At 40.7% G+C, this 16,692-nt stretch carries 13 protein-coding genes; 6 read left to right on the top strand and 7 right to left on the bottom strand.

What is annotated here, in order from left to right:
• Position 1: 1 nt before the first annotated feature.
• Genes WKK05_RS00375 through WKK05_RS00385 form a run of 3 tightly spaced genes read right to left on the bottom strand, consistent with a single transcriptional unit; the run spans position 2 to position 1,420 of the window.
• Positions 2–568, bottom strand: a complete 567-nt coding sequence (locus WKK05_RS00375) for an IS630 family transposase (RefSeq protein WP_341524715.1) — start codon at positions 566–568, stop codon at positions 2–4.
• 2 nt (positions 569–570) lie between these two features.
• Complete coding sequence (locus WKK05_RS00380) at positions 571–1,071, bottom strand: helix-turn-helix domain-containing protein (protein ID WP_341524716.1); 501 nt, start codon at positions 1,069–1,071, stop codon at positions 571–573.
• 46 nt (positions 1,072–1,117) lie between these two features.
• Entirely contained in the window at positions 1,118–1,420 is a 303-nt protein-coding gene (locus WKK05_RS00385) for a hypothetical protein (RefSeq protein WP_341527854.1), read from the bottom strand.
• Positions 1,421–1,947: 527 nt separating this feature from the next.
• Between WKK05_RS00385 and WKK05_RS00390 the strand changes: the two genes are divergently transcribed.
• The 5 genes from WKK05_RS00390 to WKK05_RS00410 all read left to right on the top strand — a co-directional run bounded on the left by WKK05_RS00390 (position 1,948) and on the right by WKK05_RS00410 (position 10,163).
• Positions 1,948–3,945, top strand: coding sequence for a zinc metalloprotease HtpX (locus WKK05_RS00390; RefSeq protein ID WP_341527855.1), 1,998 nt, complete (start codon positions 1,948–1,950; stop codon positions 3,943–3,945).
• 210 nt (positions 3,946–4,155) lie between these two features.
• Positions 4,156–4,746 carry an rRNA large subunit pseudouridine synthase E gene (locus tag WKK05_RS00395; RefSeq protein ID WP_341527856.1) on the top strand — a complete coding sequence of 197 codons (591 nt, stop codon included), beginning with the start codon at positions 4,156–4,158 and terminating at the stop codon, positions 4,744–4,746.
• Positions 4,747–4,848: 102 nt separating this feature from the next.
• The gene (locus tag WKK05_RS00400) at positions 4,849–6,261 is read left to right on the top strand and encodes a PAS domain-containing sensor histidine kinase (protein ID WP_341527857.1); all 1,413 of its coding nucleotides are present in this window, start codon (positions 4,849–4,851) and stop codon (positions 6,259–6,261) included.
• 336 nt (positions 6,262–6,597) lie between these two features.
• Positions 6,598–8,631 (top strand): serine/threonine phosphatase, encoded by a 2,034-nt coding sequence (locus WKK05_RS00405; RefSeq protein ID WP_341527858.1) that lies wholly within the window; start codon positions 6,598–6,600, stop codon positions 8,629–8,631.
• Between the two features lie 251 nt (positions 8,632–8,882).
• Positions 8,883–10,163 carry an FHA domain-containing serine/threonine-protein kinase gene (locus WKK05_RS00410; protein ID WP_341527859.1) on the top strand — a complete coding sequence of 427 codons (1,281 nt, stop codon included), beginning with the start codon at positions 8,883–8,885 and terminating at the stop codon, positions 10,161–10,163.
• A gap of 66 nt (positions 10,164–10,229) precedes the next feature.
• Here WKK05_RS00410 and WKK05_RS00415 read toward each other — a convergent pair whose 3' ends face one another.
• Complete coding sequence (locus tag WKK05_RS00415; RefSeq protein WP_341527860.1) at positions 10,230–10,448, bottom strand: DUF4327 family protein; 219 nt, start codon at positions 10,446–10,448, stop codon at positions 10,230–10,232.
• A 981-nt stretch (positions 10,449–11,429) separates the two neighbouring features.
• On the opposite strand from WKK05_RS00415, the gene WKK05_RS00420 reads away from it, so the two are divergent.
• Positions 11,430–13,037, top strand: a complete 1,608-nt coding sequence (locus WKK05_RS00420) for an FkbM family methyltransferase (RefSeq protein WP_341527861.1) — start codon at positions 11,430–11,432, stop codon at positions 13,035–13,037.
• Between the two features lie 98 nt (positions 13,038–13,135).
• Here the strand turns inward: WKK05_RS00420 and WKK05_RS00425 are convergent, their stop codons facing one another.
• From WKK05_RS00425 to WKK05_RS00435, 3 genes are all read right to left on the bottom strand, one after another.
• On the bottom strand, positions 13,136–13,471 hold the full coding sequence (locus WKK05_RS00425) for a XisI protein (protein ID WP_341527862.1): 336 nt from the start codon (positions 13,469–13,471) through the stop codon (positions 13,136–13,138).
• Positions 13,459–13,878 carry a XisH family protein gene (locus WKK05_RS00430; protein ID WP_341527863.1) on the bottom strand — a complete coding sequence of 140 codons (420 nt, stop codon included), beginning with the start codon at positions 13,876–13,878 and terminating at the stop codon, positions 13,459–13,461. The genes WKK05_RS00425 and WKK05_RS00430 overlap by 13 nt, the downstream gene beginning before the upstream one ends.
• Before the next feature lie 444 nt (positions 13,879–14,322).
• The gene (locus WKK05_RS00435; protein WP_341527864.1) at positions 14,323–16,539 is read right to left on the bottom strand and encodes an O-linked N-acetylglucosamine transferase, SPINDLY family protein; all 2,217 of its coding nucleotides are present in this window, start codon (positions 16,537–16,539) and stop codon (positions 14,323–14,325) included.
• Positions 16,540–16,692 lie beyond the last annotated feature (153 nt).

The raw sequence follows: 16,692 nt of genomic DNA on the forward strand, positions 1-16,692 counted from the left end.
TCTAAAAGCTAGCTACAGATAGTGCCTCTAAAATATATTGTCTTCGGGCAATAGATACAATAATTTGTTTGGTTAATTTCCCAATTTCAGCGTAGAGAGCAGTACGTAAATCATCAAGTTTTTTAGGTAATAACCAACGCAGTCGGCGCTTAATATATTGCCAAACCTGCTCAATTGGGTTTAACTCGGGAGAATGTGCAGGCTGAAATAATAAAATGATGTTATCTGGTACTTGAAGACGTTTGGCTTTATGAAAGGCACCATTATCCAGTTGAATAATTAGTACTGAATCAGTAAAATGTTGAGAAATTAGATTGAGGAATATCTGAAAACAGTCAGTATTAAGATGTGAAAATTCCCAAAAAAAGCTTTCGCCAGTCAGTGGTTCGATGATTCCATATAAATATGTTGCTTTGAACTGCCACTGGTGTACACCAACGGGTTTGACACCCTTGCCTGTGATTTTCCGTCCTGTGATTGTTTTCAATCCAATTCGAGTTTCGTCCTCGCACCAAAAACGAATCGTTTTCGTTGTGCATAAAACTGTTAAGCAAAACCAAGACAGCATTGCTAAGTTGTGTGCAAGGTTTTTTTAAATGCCTCTACTTGTGGTTGTTTTTGTTCAACGCTTTTGGGGCGTGGTACTTTTGGCGATGACTCCAAACGGTAATAAACCAGTTTGTGAACTGTCTTGTAGCAAGAATTGACTCCCAAGTTTTGTTCTAGCCACTCTACAATTTCTTGATAACCATTAAATCCAAGTGGTTCTTGCAATCTTTTCTCTAATGCTTTTTCTGCCCAGTTTGGGATGGTTCTTGGTCTTCCTGGCGAAGATTTTTGTTTTAATAGTCCTTCAATACCGCCTGCTTTGTACTGTCGAATCCACTTGTGTAGGGTCACTCGATTTCGACCAATAATTTCTGCGGTTTGAGAAATTGTTTGACCATGCCCTGTTTTGAGTAAATATAGTAGCTGCACTCTTTCTTTAGCCGTCGCAGTTTTTTGTATTGCCAGTAAATCTTTGAGTTCTGCGACAGTCTCTTTAATTTCTAGTTGATATACCCCTGACATTGTTCATCTTTGTATCTAGTTTCATCTTATTATCTCATCTGTAGCCTTATTTCAGAGAATTGGTATAAGGCATGGGAAAGTTCAGCAATCCTGACTCGACTAATTCAGCGTTACTTCGCGCAATTTGGTAGGGGGTTTCTAAGTAGGTATCTAAATGTTGATCGACTCGTAAGCTGGCTTCTCTAATCAACTTATGGGCTAAGTCATTCACCGCCTGCTGACCATTACGGAATGAGAGATAGCCAACTAATCCCACTGCTGCAAAAATTTGCAGAACAAATGGCACAACTAAAACTATACGGAGCGATCGCCGCTGAGGAGAAGCTGAGAGATAATTAGCAAGGGACATAAAAACAAACTCTAATCAATAAATTGCGGTTTAATTAGGAAGCGTTAACAAATAGCCAGTTGACCTGAGCCGACTAACTTTTCTAACCAACCATCAAATACCGATACTGAAATTAGAATTCCCTGTACGGCGTTCTGAATAACAAATATTAGTAATTTTTCATTTCTGCGCTACTCTTACGATGCATTCTCCCCCAATCGGGTGATCCATCCGGGTAATAAAAACCTACCTAATCAGGTGAAGCCTAATTAAGTTCAAAACAATTATTCTGTAATTGTCGAACACAGACAGAGCGGAGGTAACAATATCGCAGCAATATAAAAAGCTTAAGTATTAACACAGTCATCATCTAAAATATGATTTATGCGTTCTATAGACTAGAGAAACTCAGTGAGTCGTGTTTCTCTAGTCTTTTGCTTTAAACGTAGTTTATATAACCAGTATTTAAACTTTTACGAAATTACAATGACAAACTTTGAATCTATTGAGTATTCATGGATCAAATATCACTCCTTCAGGGAGATTCTATGTCATTGCAATCTGGATTAGATGCCTTTCAACAAGGACGTTATCAAGAAGCGGTTCAAATACTAGAACAGTTCTGCCGGAATGCTGTTGACCGCAATTCCTCAGATTATCTTTCAGCGCAGATGTGGTTGATGAAAGCCTATCAAGGTGCAGGCGAAATCGACAAAGCCACAATCATGTGTCAAAAGCTACTGATAAGTGATAACCCACAGGTTCGCAACTGGGCAGAACAAGCCCGTCAATCTTTTTCGCAACCACCAGCCATCCAGTCTAGTGCTATCCAAAAAGCCAGTCGCGCTGCTACTGTAGGCACGAAATTAACAATGGGGGGTGTGGGTGGTAGCTTAGTTTTAGCTTCTGGTGTCACCATGACCTTGCTATTTGGCATGGTGTTTGTTTTAGGTTTGAGCTTAGTATTAATTTTGAGTAGCAGCGACCCACTTCAAGGGTTAGCGATCGCTATTGGTATTGCCCTAATTTTTAATATCCTCGCTTTTTTCCTGTCTCCGTTCCTCATGGACTTAACTCAAAGCTGGCTTTACCAAACTCGTTGGGTAGAGTTATCAGAAGTTGAAAACCTCAGTCCAGAGACAGCTAACGTTATTCGCCAAGTTTGTCAGCAAAAAAACCTCAAAACTCCGCGATTAGGCATCATTAACGACCAAAACCCCACAGCTTTTACTTATGGTTCATTGCCTAACAGCGCCCGCTTAGTCGTCAGCCAAGGACTTTTCACTTATCTCGATGATGATGAAGTTGCTACTGTCTACGCCCACGAATTAGGACATATTGTCCATTGGGACTTTGCCGTGATGACAGTAGCTTCTACCCTAGTGCAAATTTGCTATCTAATTTACAGCACAGCCAGAAGATTTGGACGTGGCGGTGGGGACAACAAAATCAAAGATGCTCTGCAAACAGCAGCCTTAGTTGCTTACGTATTTTACATCATCGGTACTTACTTACTGCTGTACCTCTCCCGTACTAGAGAATACTTTGCAGACCACTTTGCAGCCGAAAGTACAGGTAACCCCAATGGGCTATCCCGCGCCTTAGTGAAAATCGCCTACGGTATTTTAGAAGAAGGTTCCCGGACAAAAGAACCCAGCCGCTTGATAGAAGGTACTCGCGCTTTGGGTATCTACGACCATAAAGCCGCTGCTTCCACAGGAACCGCCTACCGTATCGCATCTGACCCCGAAAAAATTGGTCGCGTCTTTTTGTGGGATATGTTTAACCCCTGGGGCTGGTGGATGGAGTTAAATTCTACTCACCCTCTGACTGGTAAACGTGTCCGCGCCCTTAGCACCTATGCCGAACAGTTGGGTTTACCAACTGAGTTTGATATGGGGCGAGTTATCGGCGAAGGTAAAAGCCTGAGTAAGAGTAAACTTTACGGTAACTTTTTCTTAGATGTTGTGTTGTATGGTGCTGAAACCATCGGTTTCTTAGCTGGCTTAATTATGGGGGTACTGCTGTGGTCAAGTTCAGCTAACTCAGGTTTAGCATTTGGTGTGCCAATAATTGGCTTAGGCATAGGAATTCTAGTCAAAGCTTTGGTAATGTTCCCCGACTATAAGCAAGCACCAGAAACTGACATTCTCACCTTGATGTCAGATCCCTACGCCAGCCCTTTGCGTGGACAACCTGCAAAACTCCAAGGTCAACTAATTGGTCGTGGCGATGCTGGTTATAAGTTTGGTTCAGATTTAAAAATCCAAGACCGTAGCGGGATGCTTTATCTACACTACGCCTCACGCTTTGGCCCCATCGGCAATTTCCTGTTTGGGATGAAACGAGTGCAAAGCTTGATTGGTGAACAGGTTGGGACTGTGGGTTGGTTCCGCCGGGGTGTTGCACCTTGGATGGATTTGATCCAACTTCAGAGTGAAAATGGCACGATTGTCAACAGTTACCATCGCTTCTGGTCATTCATCCTTGGTGGTGGATCGATTATCCTGGGAGTGGTCTTGATTATGTTTTTGACCAGTAGATAACTAAGTTAACCATCTGCTGTCAGAGCATTTCTCAATACATCCAAGCTTTAATTTATCAGGGGGCGGCTAACAACTGCCTCCGTTTCTTTGTTTTTGTGACTGACCAATGAAAAATACTTCTCTACGAGAGGCTGCGCCCTTAGCGTAGCTATGCCGCAGGCTTTACGACTTCTCTACGAGACCAAGGCGAACGCTTAGTACAAGTGACAAATGACTTTTGACTATCGATATATTATTTTTCACAAGCCCTACGGAGTTCTCAGCCAGTTTACACAAGAAACTCCCAAACACAGCACTCTTAAAGACTATATCGATGTGCCAGATGTATATCCTGTGGGGCGCTTGGATTGGGATAGTGAAGGCTTATTGTTATTAACGAACGATGGACGGTTGCAACATCGCCTTGCCCATCCGCGGTTTGGACATAAACGAACTTATTGGGTACAGGTAGAGCGCATTCCTGATGCAGATGCTATAAACAAGTTGCAAACAGGTGTGGAAATTCAAGATTACCGCACTCGACCAGCAGAGGTTAAGCTTTTGCCAGAAGAACCACCCGTGTGCGATCGCACTCCGCCGATTAGATTTCGCAAAAATATACCAACAGCTTGGCTAGAAATAACTTTAACAGAAGGAAAAAATCGCCAAGTACGACGAATGACTGCGGCTGTTGGTTATCCGACTTTACGATTGCTTAGAGTGAGTATAGCCAACCTGCAATTAGATGGGCTACAACCGGGTCAATGGCGTGAACTAACTCCATCTGAACTGAAATTGTTACATAATTTCTCTGTTACATAAGTTTTTATTTGCTTTTGACGAAACTCAAGCCAAAGGCAGTATAATGAGTTTCTTTTATTCCTTCCCAGTTAAAATCAGCGCTTGTGTGCAAGTTTAAGTCTTATGATCCGTAATCAGCCATCAATCTGGCAGGATAATCGCCAACCACAAGCTATCTTGTCTACAACGCCTGCGCGTCTAGAACTTGTGTCTGACCGAGTATCCGATTTAGAACTTTGCACAGCAGAAATTCTGCGTCGTACTCAAGAGGAACTTGAATGGTATCGTAGGCTTTACGAAAATATCCCCACTGTGTATTTCAGTTTAGATGCAATAGGGACAATTTTGTCTGTTAACCATTTCGGTGCAACTTGTCTTGGTTACACTACTGAACAATTGGTCAACAAGCCTATTTTTAACTTGTTTGAACAGTCAGACCAAGCTAGGCTATCTGATGCATTTTTGAGGTTAATAACGGCTTCACCTCAAAGCGAAATTACTAACTGGGAATTTCGCTTGAATTGCCCTGCCAATATGATAGTTTGGGTCAAAGTCATAGCACGGTTATTGCCTGTTGGAGATAGACATTTTATTCAAGGGGATAACCATCAAAAAAATCCAGTGATTCTCATGGTTTGTGAGGATATCACTGCTCAAAAGCAGGCACAAGAGGCTTTTCAAGAAATTGAGCAATGCTTTGATAATCCGGCTAATACTAGCAATATCACAGAAAGCAAATTCAGAGAAGTAAGCTTGAAACAGAATCAACAAGCGGTACGTAAGTTAGAGGAAATGGAAAGCCTCAACCGCCTAAAAGATGAATTTCTTAGTACTGTCTCTCACGAACTTCGCACGCCGCTAACTAATATGAAAATGGCGATTCAAATGCTAGGAATTGCACTGCATCAAGAGCAAAACTTTTTATCAGAAACGACAAAACCAGAAGCAGAACGCTCGAAAGCATCTCGCTATTTTGAAATTTTAGGTAACGAATGTGAACGAGAAATCAATCTAATTAACAACTTCCTAGATTTGCAAAAGCTTGATACAAAGGCTAAACCTTGGGTGCTGGAGACAATTCAAGTACAGCACTGGCTTTGGCGCGTAGTAGAGCTATTCAAAGCAGGCGATCGCAACTCTTGTCAGCAAAATATACACGTTAAGATAGCTCCTAATCTTCCTCCCTTTGTATGTGATCCATTTAATCTAGAACGTATCTTAAGAGAACTGCTGACGAATGCTTGTAAATTCAGCCCCCCAGATGGAGAAATCACTGTTACCGCCGAATTAAAATCTGAGAATATCCAATTTCAGGTGATCAATTCTGGTGTAGAAATTCCTGCGGTTGAATTAGCATATATTTTCGATAAATTTTACCGCATTCCCAGCAATGACCCTTCGAAGCAGGGTGGCACGGGATTAGGACTGGCTCTGGTACAAAAACTTGTCAAACATTTAGGAGGAACAATTGAAGTAGAAAGTGGGTCACAACTCACCTGTTTTACTATTCAATTAGCAATTAATGGCGAGGTGTGAAAGAGGAGTGAGGGAATCAATGGGGGTAGAGACGCGATTATACTCTTACGAGAAGCCGCTCTTCGAGTGTCTACGCGTCTGTGCAGGGAGTAGGGAGATAAGTAAATAATGATTTTTAATTCCTCCCTCTCCTCCTCCTACTCATCCATTTAGAAGAATTGGCTGCCAATATCTGAAATAGTGAGCTAATATGCGTCACAATTAATACTGCCACCAAAATTCACTGGTAAAACCACAATCTCTTGTAAGTCTACTGTAGGCAGGTGCAGCCAATTGTGGCACTTTGGATATTAGTGGCTAGAAGCACCTTGGAACGGGAATTAAGGAACTTCCACTATGCTGATTTGCCCTCAGTGTAAATTTGAAAACGCGAATAACAACAAATTCTGTCAAAATTGTGGTACGTCCTTGACTCACAAGGTTTGTCCTGAATGCAGTACTAGTGTCCCCTTGAATGCACAATGTTGTCATCACTGCGGTGCAGATTGCGGAACAGTCTGGTGGGCAATTATTGCCAAGAAAGCAACCGACGACTGGCGACTGGCGGTTGGGGAAGCTTCGGGAGAAGAAGCAGCAGAGGAAGCTTTGGAAATAGGTGAGGTAGATATTTCAGCTAGCTCTCCTCCCCACGATTTACCTGATTCAGCGTTACCTAACTCTGAGTTGACAACAGGCTATTATTTAGACTCTCAACGACGTTATCAGCTGTTAGATCCGCTACCGAACCCAAAGGAAATTAGCAATAATACTGAAGTGAGTGTGCGAGTCTTAGACTGTCAACCATATCAAATCTCACTCATTGATGCAGTGCTAGGAAATCAGCAGCAGGGGCTGATAACATCAACAGTTGGATCTAGTGAAATTCCTAACCTTGCTAAACTTTATATTGGCTTACAATCCCAAGCTCACCCAGGAATACCATTGATTCATGATGCATGGCAGCAGGGTGATGTACAGGTAGTAATAATTGAAGACCGTTCAGATTGGCAGTCTTTACTTGATCTGTGGCAAGAAGAAACCACTAGCTCGTTACAACTTTTACACTGGTGTTATCAGATGACCCAACTCTGGGCAGTACTCGAACCAGTAGGTTGTCGTCAAAGTCTCTTGGATTTGTCTAATTTGCGATTGGATGAAGACCAAACGCTGGCGTTACGACAGTTATATTTGGAACCATTCAATTTTCAACCTGCAACTGAGTCACCAGAATATTCAGAAGCCCAAACATTACCGACCCAAGAACAGCCGATAACTATTCAAGCGTTAGGACGGGTTTGGCAGGCGTTATTTAGACAGTCGCAACGCACTCAATTTGGCTCTGTAGTTCAAATGTTGGGTGATTTAGAGATAGGTAAAATTGAGACGATCGCACAGTTGCGATCGCGTCTGGAGGCAATTTCTTCAGAATTGGAAGCACCAACTGCAACTTTACCCCCAACAGAGGATAAATTTACTACTGCACCTACTATCATGCAATTTGATGAGACTGGAGAGGATATCATTTCCAAAGCTGATGAGATGCCTACAGTCGTGCTGGCGATGCAGTTAAGCAGCTTGGAAGACGCAGGACGCACAGATGTGGGGCGTCAACGCGATCATAACGAAGACTATTTTGGCATTGAAACCAAAATTGACAAGCTGGAGTTGCCCAAAAGCAGAGCTTTACAAGCCCGTGGATTGTATATTCTTTGTGATGGGATGGGCGGACACGCTGGCGGCGAGATAGCCAGTGAGCTTGCAGTCAACACCCTACAGAAATACTTTCAAGAACGCTGGATTGGTAAGCAACTACCAACAGAAGACAGTATCCGTGAGGCAGTATATCTAGCTAATCAGGCAATTTACGAACTCAATCAACAAGATGCCCGTTCTGGTGTTGGGCGCATGGGTACAACTTTGGTGATGCTCTTAATTCAAGACACACAAGCAGCAGTTGCTCATGTGGGAGATAGCCGCCTCTACCGCCTGACTCGCAAGCGTGGACTAGAACAAATCACTGTAGATCATGAAGTAGGTCAACGAGAAATAGCCAGGGGAGTAGAAGCCAGCATCGCTTACGGGCGTCCAGATGCTTATCAACTCACCCAAGCCTTGGGGCCGCGTGACGAACACTCAATTAATCCCGATGTAGATTTTTTTGAGATAAATGAAGATACTGTTCTGCTGCTGGCATCGGATGGTCTATCAGATAATAATTTACTAGAAATCAATTGGCAGGCTCACTTGGAACCCTTGCTTAGTTCTGGCAACAACCTAGAACGAGGTGTTACAGAATTAATTGATCTGGCGAACCAACACAATGGTCATGACAATATTACTGGTATACTTGTTCGGGCAAAAGTGCGCCCAAATCTGGAAAGTCCAAAATGAAGGGACTGGGGACTAGGGGCTGGGGACTAGGTAGGGAATTCGGGGCCTAGCCTGGGGATAAGGGGGTAATAGAGACTAGTGACTAGGCAAAAAACTTAATACCAATCCCCAATTCCCATTGCCCCTTATCCCCAGAGGGGGCCCCGAGTTCCCCAATCCCCAATCCCCATTGCCCCTTATCCCCAGAGGGGGCCCCGAGTTCCCCAATTCCCAATCCTTAATCCCTAATCCTTTACCTTTTAGGTTGTACTGTGGTTACGCTGACGCTGTTGGAACCGCAACAAAAAACACCACTTAAACAGTGGTGCTTTGAAAACTCCTCCGTGATTCGGATTGGTCGAGCAACGGATAATCACGTTGTTTTAAATGATAGTTTGGTTTCTCGGCATCATCTAGAACTAAGGGAAGTTAATTCTGCCAAGGATGGCAGTTCGTGGAAAGTAATTAGTCAAGGAACAAATGGGACTTTCTTAAACGGTGTTCTGATAACTCAGAGTCCGCTGCCAGATAATTCCCTTTTGCAACTAGCGCAGGGAGGGCCAATACTGCAATTCCAGCTTGAGGAGGTAACAGTAGCGGAAACTTTGATCGGCTGGCAAGAGATTACAGAGACGGTAGAAAACGCCGCCGCTACAGTCGCCGCAGCTAACAATGCTGCAAGTTTGTCCTCGAATTGTACCCACGAGGGGAACTCCGCAAACAATCTGTTTTGCATCCATTGCGGTCAGCCTCTCTCAGTCGAACAGAGAATTCGCCACTATCAAGTTTTGCGAACCTTGGGACAAGGAGGTATGGGTACTACTTATCTCGCTTGGGATGCAGCAGGTTTGATTGCGGGTATGCCGCAACTACTAGTGCTGAAGCAGATGAATGCTGATATGGCGAGAATTGCCAAAGCTCAAGAATTATTTGAACGAGAAGCGTATACTCTTAAATCCCTGAACCATCCGGGAGTTCCTAAGTATTACGACTTCTTCGTTGAAGGCGGAAAAAAATACTTGGCAATGGAATTAATCCACGGACAAGATTTAGAAAAACGTATTTACACCACTGGGCCAGTGACGCCAAACCAAGCGATCGCCTGGATGATCCAAACGTGCGATATCTTAAACTATATTCATAGCCAAGACCCGCCACTAATTCACCGCGACATCAAACCCGCTAATTTAATGGTGCGGAATTCCAATAATCGCATAGTGGTGTTGGATTTTGGGGCTGTTAAGGAAATTGGTACAACGCCTGGCACGCGGATTGGTGCAGAAGGTTATTGCGCTCCTGAACAAGAACGGGGACAACCTTTGACTCAATCAGATTTGTATGCAATTGGGCCAACGTTGATTTTTTTGCTCACAGGCGAAAACCCTTTCAAGTTTTACCGCCAACGGGGGCGAAACTTCCGGTTTGATGTGGCAAAGGTTCCCACTATTTCTTCCCAGTTAAGACATATTATTGACCGTGTTACAGAACCACTGCCACGCGATCGCTATCAAACTGCGAAGGAACTAGCTACTGCATTAGCGGCTTGTCAATGAAGTGATTGGGGACTGGTGATTAGGGACTGGGAAATTACCCAGTACCCAGTACTTAGTACCCAATACCTACTCTTCATCCCAAGCTTCTACAGTTAGCAATTCGCTAATTGGGTCTTGCATACTAAAACCAAAGTCCAGCAGTTCCTGTTTCCAGTACTGCCATTCATTGCCGTAGAGTAAGGCAATTTTCCAGATACTATCAGATGGCTTGATAATATTCGATTCCACGAGTGATTGCACGTTACGCTGCAATTTCACCATTGGGTGAATTACTTGCTGAGTCATAACCTCGATTGAGTTCAGATTTTGTTTGGTAAATGCTTAATCAAAACTGCTTTCCGTTTCGCAATTGTTGCCGGCCCGTAGAGTGCTATATTTTGGTAAAGCTAGTCTTAACTTTTTAACTATACCATAACAAACTCTACTAAGTTGCGGATAAATTCCGTTTTGTACGGTAATCACACCAAATAACACCAATTTAGTCAAGCTGTAAGTGCGGATGCTGAGTCTAAAAATTTTTCATCCTGGGGGAGTTGCGTTAATAGCACGGATGAGCATGACCTGTTAAACGTTATTTACCGTAGTCATCGGAATATGTGTGCTTGTCGCAAAAGCCATATAATCCCAGCTATTTTGGTTTTTTGACTCACAGCAATATTTGCAGTTGTTTTGCAAATATTATGGTGTTTATACTTGTTTTGACGTTATTCAGGATAACGCAAACATCCATTGTTAACTCAATTTCTAGCAAATCTTTATATAATTTTAATTTTTTATCAAGAATAGGGGCTAAAGGAAACACCTAAGTAGGATTTTATGTTTTGTGAGGTGGTAGCGATCGCAAAGCGTGCGCGAAGCGCAATCGCATTTTTCAATAAGGAAATGAATAGAGGCGATCGCACCTACTTTATTGGTAGAGATTCCTTACCATAAAGTTCTGCTTTGCATTCAAGCCAGTCTTTAAATTTTGTGTAAAAAATTTGCAGCTAAGATGATAGTTTGCGTTATGCAGGTGGGTATCCTCATAACGGGAGGTTTGCTGTTACCTAAGTAATTACCGCAAAAAAATTAATACATGGATGCTTTGCAGGAGGATTACTGCAACTTTTTCAGTATTATTCAGTAGCTTGATTTTCTCATGATTAATTTACTATCAAAGATTAAACTGCATAAATTACTAATTTAGAGAAAATCCTGTTTGTGTCTATATTTATGTTCTTATTTTATCAAGGATAGTTCTGGTAAAATTATTACGATATTTAAAATATGAACTTTAATCCTGTCTCTGCTGATGACTATCTAAAACACATTAATAAGTGCTTTCCAGCTATTAACGCTAAGGTTTTATTAAAAATAACTTTAATTTTGGCACATATTCCTTGGGATAATCCTAGCTCTTCAGATGATTGGAATAACTTAGGAGTAGTAGCGTTGTGGGAGGCAGATAAATGTATTGATAATTTAGTTTTGCGAACAGTCTACCTGGAAATGGCTTTTGAGGCATTTAATCAGGGTTTTAGCATAGATAGTCATCAGCTTTGTACTGCTCATATTGCTTTAATTTATAACATTATTGGAGAAAAGCAAAAAGCAATAGAGATAGCAATCGAAACTTTTATAAATACTCTTCAGCCAGCTTATACAGCTTCTGAAAAAAATTCTTCTTGCTTAATATATATATCTTCTTGTAATACAAAATTATCTGACCATGATTTAAACTCATTTGAAAGGATTTTCTTGAGTAATAATTATGATAAAGCTCTTTTTTTATTAATCCAGATAATATGCGATTCACAGATAGCTTTTTATACTGCTGTGAACCGTCGTTTTTTACATCTAGCTTCTCAACTTTCCCCAACTTCAGTTGATGTTGGGTTAAAGCTGGGAATATCTAGTTTAATGTCTGGAGAACTGGAAGGAATTTTATATTTACATAAATCCAGGAAGATAGCGCCGAATGACGCACCTATTCTTCAGGCGCTGCACCTAGCTTACCGAGATTTAGACCAGATAGAAGTTGCACATTACTGGCAAGAAGTGGCGAGTCAATTTTATCAATCAAATTCCCCATCTCTAGAGTGGCAATGGACACAATTAGCAGTGGATAGCCTGTTTACTTATGTGCCTTTTGAAAGTAATTTAACAATGGCAGTTGAGCCAAGCTTGCATAGTATTGCTACCAGCGTGTTAATTGCTGAACAAGACTGGTTTGAGAAAGAAATGGAGTTTTGGCGCAACAGTATTAAACCTGGGATGACAGTGATTGATGTCGGTGCTAATGTTGGAGTTTATACTTTTAGCGCTGCTTTAAAAGTTGGGTCTGAGGGGCGAGTGTTAGCAGTTGAGCCTTTCTCAGGTTGTGTACGTTGTTTACAAGAAACCTGTAGAATTAATCAATTGTCATGGGTTAAAGTTTGTGCCGGAGCAGCGAGCGATCGCAATGGCATTGTAAAATTATTACTACATTCTGCTAACGAACTTAACCAGGTGATTTCTAGTGATGCAGCAGAAAATATGTCTTCAGAGTCTTTTGAGGAAGCCACCTGTTTTACTTTAGATAGTCTGATTGAGCAAGAAAACATTGAGAGGGTGGATTTTCTCAAAATAGATGCAGAAGGTCATGAAATGGCGGTTCTTACTGGTAGTCAAAAATTACTTACTCAGTTTGCCCCAGTCATTTTATATGAAAATATTGCAGGTAGCCAAGGCAGTAATGTCGAGGTTGCACAGTATTTAGCTGATAAAGGATATGAACTATTTCACTATCAACCTTATACACAAAAACTGATAGAAGTAGATTCAGTTAAAGATTTTCAAGAACAGCTAAATCTCATTGCTTTTCCGCCCCATAAAGCAACAGGATTAAAGTCCTGACTACCAACAAAAAGTTCGTAATAAGCACTTTATTGCCTCAGTAGTAAGTGGATCTAGCTCTTAGAAGGAAATTTTAAAGGTGCTTTTCAAGAAATGCCCTAACCCACTGCATATTCTGTAAACTTCCTCATGAAAGGAGACTGAAACCCTAACACAATATCCTCTTTAGGAACTCCCATAGTTACCAAATTTGCTGCTATATCATCTTCTGTACCATTCCACTGAAGCCAAATTTTTTCACCCTTAATATCAATATGAATGATGCAACTATGTACCCAATCTTGCCCCTCCCAGCCTACATGGACTACTTGGTAATGGTCACGTTCTATATCAAAAATATTCTCAATATCTATATTGCCGCCAGCAGGTTTTTGCTCACTATACTCCTGTAATATCTGCTGTACAATCTTGCGATATTTGGCTAGTTTATCCATTTGAAAATAACCTCTTGTTCTACATCATAAATAATCATTTTGACTTGATTCTCTTCAATCATGGCTTGGGGAAAATCAAGTTGAAAAAATGTTTTATAAGTTGTCAAAGGTACTGCTAAATACAAAACACGCTCTGGCTGTCGTCGCCTTAATGCGCCTCTATAGTTGATGAACTGTCCCAATGCTGTATGAAATTCTGAGATTGCAGATGATTTCTCTAAAAAACTTTTAACTTCAACAGCAATTTTTTCTCCTTCCCGTTCTGCTGCAATGAGTTTTTCAGCAGCTAAATCAATAGATAAATTTACACCACCCACGCTAATTGAGAGAGGGTCATGAGTAATCTGCCAACCATCCTTCTGCAAAGCTTTTTTTACAACTTCATGAAAGACATCTTTAGCAGACATATTTATCCACAATTATATTTCTTATTTTTATATTACCTCTTAAGCCCACCATACAAGATAAGAAAACACTTTATAGATCAGTAAGTCGGTGAGCAAAATTCAGTGTATATGAAGAAATACAAATTAGTAGTGGCGCGACATAGCTAGAACAGTGCATTAGAAAACTCGTATTTCGCATTATAAATAGGGTTTTCCGCAATTATTTATTGCATCATTTTAGCTGTGCCACGCCAGTAGGGTGCGTTAGCCTACGGCATAACACACCTTGTATTGTTGACGGTGCGTTGCGCTGTGCCGCACCTACATTAAAATTTTTTAACATAGCTGGAGATATTAGTACCCACTTACTTATAGGTTTCCTTAAAGTTAGGATAATCTGTGGCTCGTTTACCTGGAAATTGCTGTAAGAGGTTATTTTGAGCGCTGGAGCCGCTCACTACGAGCTTATTTTCCCTCAATATACTTTTGCCACATCTGTTCGTAAGCCTTTTCCATATCATGGGTAAACTGCTTACCATTCCACAGGGGTGCTGTTTGTCGAGATGCTTTCAGCTTCAAAACCACCTGCTGGCGTAAAGCTTCATCTTTCCCTAAGCGCACACCCCACTCTATATATTCTTCATCAGTCCAAGCAATACCTTCTGTAATACCCGCATTCATCATCATGGTGTAACTATTACGAGCTGCAAATTGCTGTCCAACTCTGGTTACTAACGGGATACCCATCCAAAGGGTTTCTAGGGTTGTAGTAGCTCCATTATAGGGATATGTATCTAATACAACATCAGCAATTGTTAAATTCGCTCTGTGGATAGCTTCAGAGGGATCTTGAGGCAAAAATCGCAGCCTGGAACACTCCACACCCTCTTCTTCAGCTATTTTGTAGAAAAACTGTTTAATCGCTTCTTCTTCAGCGTCACCTTTAATCAAGAAGTAGCTATTTGGGACTTCTTTGATTATTTTCATTTGCCATCTTGTCGTTTCAGGGTGACGTTTATATCCACGTTGAGCGCTGAGATAGATTACAGCATCACTAGGAATATTTAACTTATCTCGACGTAGTGTAGGTACATCCACTTCAAAACCATCAACGGCTATATAAGTATGGGGTAATCGCCAAATTTTCTCTGTATAATAATCTTGTGCTGAATTTGGTAATACATAAGGATCAGCAATAAAGTAATCAATTGCAGGTATACCTGAAGCATCCCAACCGAGCCAAGTAACTTGAATTGGTGCTGGCTTGAGTGCCATCACTTCACTGCTAATATCTAGGGTTATACTATCTAGGTCTACTAAAATATCGATTTCATCTTCATATATTTGTTCAGCAATTTCAAAAGCATTAATTCCTAATTTTCGAGCCTTAGATGATTGATTTACATACCATTCTTGCAAAAAATCATCTACTAGTTTATAGCTAACTGAATAGTTATAAATTTCAAATTTATCTCGATTATGATGCTGTATTAGCCAGCGAGCTAGCCAGCCTACAGAATGCCTTCTTAAGGCATAAGATATATATCCAATTTTTAAGGGTTTGGTGGAAATTCCTGAACTTTGATTATTTATAATCCGCCGCGAGTAACGCTCTGTCTCCTCATGAGCTATAGCTTGAATATTATTCTGGAATATTTGCGCTACTTGATTATGAATTTTTCTAAAATCTGCTGGACTGTCTTTAATATGTGGTAATGCAAAGGATGGCGTAAGTAAACGTAGAGTCCTAACTTCATCTACTACAAGTGGCTGCGCTTTGATAAATTCTTGTAGCACACATTCTAACTCTTGGCTGATTGAGCATATTTCTTCCCAATATCCGCCAGCAGACATTAATCCACGTAGAACTAAATGAAGGGCAAATATTTTATCAGCTAATTTTTGTGAGAGAGAATAACACAATTTAGCCTTTTCGATTCCCAGTGTATAGTTTTGAGAATCTTGATAAAAAATAGCTAAATGTCGTAAAGTTTCTAGTTCTTCTGGGTCTAAGCGCAAATACAATTCTAAAATTTGCGCTGCTAGTTTAGGCTGCTTGAATGTATGACCAATTTTAATTGCCGCAGGTAAAAGTATGCAGAAGCCTTGATGTGGATTTGCAAAGTAAGGTAAACAAGCTTCTACTAAGTCTAGATATGATAGATGTAAAGGCTGAGTGTCAAGAACTTGTTGTAAAACTTGATTTAATAAATCTAAATTTAAATTTGCAATTTCTTTGGAGTTTAATAATTGGATAATACCCAAATCATTTAAATGTGCGCCATCAAAATTATTTAATTGGATGGACAATTGAATAGTATTTAATAGGTTGTTGATATCAGAAGGATTAATTTCTCTGATGTGCTGATGGATTAGCCAGGATATAGAAAATTCTTCGATATGCTCTTGTCGTTCTGCCTCTATTTGTAGAATTTTAATTAATTCTGTTGTGTGAAATTGGATTTTTTCTTCTTCAACTTCTGCTATTGCTAGCATCCAAGTCATTTGTGCTTCTGCTTCTTTCCCTTGTAATAGTAGGCTTAGTCCTAGATACCAGTAATGGGAAATTACTTCAGGTTCATCAGCAATTGCTTGTTCATATAGAGATACTGCTTGAGCATATTCACCTGCAATTAACTTTTGATAACCTTCTGGCTGAAAACTCATGATATTACTAATCATCAGTAATTAAGTAAGTGGGTATAGATAAATATGAATGGGCTTTAAGGTTTATAGGAATTTGTGAGGCACTAAGGTTGAGATTTTAAGGGCTAAAGCCACTGGCTACAAAAAGAAAATACTCCGTATATAAGTTAATAATATCCATCTATTAAG

The organism is Nostoc sp. UHCC 0302 (assembly GCF_038096175.1).
In the GTDB taxonomy this organism is placed as follows: domain Bacteria; phylum Cyanobacteriota; class Cyanobacteriia; order Cyanobacteriales; family Nostocaceae; genus UHCC-0302.

Excerpts from the sequence above, each read along its gene's own strand:
- WKK05_RS00375 (WP_341524715.1), bottom strand. The coding sequence starts at position 568 with ATGCTGTCTTGGTTTTGCTTAACAGTTTTATGCACAACGAAAACGATT.
- WKK05_RS00380 (WP_341524716.1), bottom strand. The coding sequence starts at position 1,071 with ATGTCAGGGGTATATCAACTAGAAATTAAAGAGACTGTCGCAGAACTC.
- WKK05_RS00385 (WP_341527854.1), bottom strand. The coding sequence starts at position 1,420 with ATGTCCCTTGCTAATTATCTCTCAGCTTCTCCTCAGCGGCGATCGCTC.
- WKK05_RS00390 (WP_341527855.1), top strand. The coding sequence starts at position 1,948 with ATGTCATTGCAATCTGGATTAGATGCCTTTCAACAAGGACGTTATCAA.
- WKK05_RS00395 (WP_341527856.1), top strand. The coding sequence starts at position 4,156 with ATGACTTTTGACTATCGATATATTATTTTTCACAAGCCCTACGGAGTT.
- WKK05_RS00400 (WP_341527857.1), top strand. The coding sequence starts at position 4,849 with ATGATCCGTAATCAGCCATCAATCTGGCAGGATAATCGCCAACCACAA.
- WKK05_RS00405 (WP_341527858.1), top strand. The coding sequence starts at position 6,598 with ATGCTGATTTGCCCTCAGTGTAAATTTGAAAACGCGAATAACAACAAA.
- WKK05_RS00415 (WP_341527860.1), bottom strand. The coding sequence starts at position 10,448 with ATGACTCAGCAAGTAATTCACCCAATGGTGAAATTGCAGCGTAACGTG.
- WKK05_RS00420 (WP_341527861.1), top strand. The coding sequence starts at position 11,430 with ATGAACTTTAATCCTGTCTCTGCTGATGACTATCTAAAACACATTAAT.
- WKK05_RS00425 (WP_341527862.1), bottom strand. The coding sequence starts at position 13,471 with ATGGATAAACTAGCCAAATATCGCAAGATTGTACAGCAGATATTACAG.
- WKK05_RS00430 (WP_341527863.1), bottom strand. The coding sequence starts at position 13,878 with ATGTCTGCTAAAGATGTCTTTCATGAAGTTGTAAAAAAAGCTTTGCAG.
- WKK05_RS00435 (WP_341527864.1), bottom strand. The coding sequence starts at position 16,539 with ATGATTAGTAATATCATGAGTTTTCAGCCAGAAGGTTATCAAAAGTTA.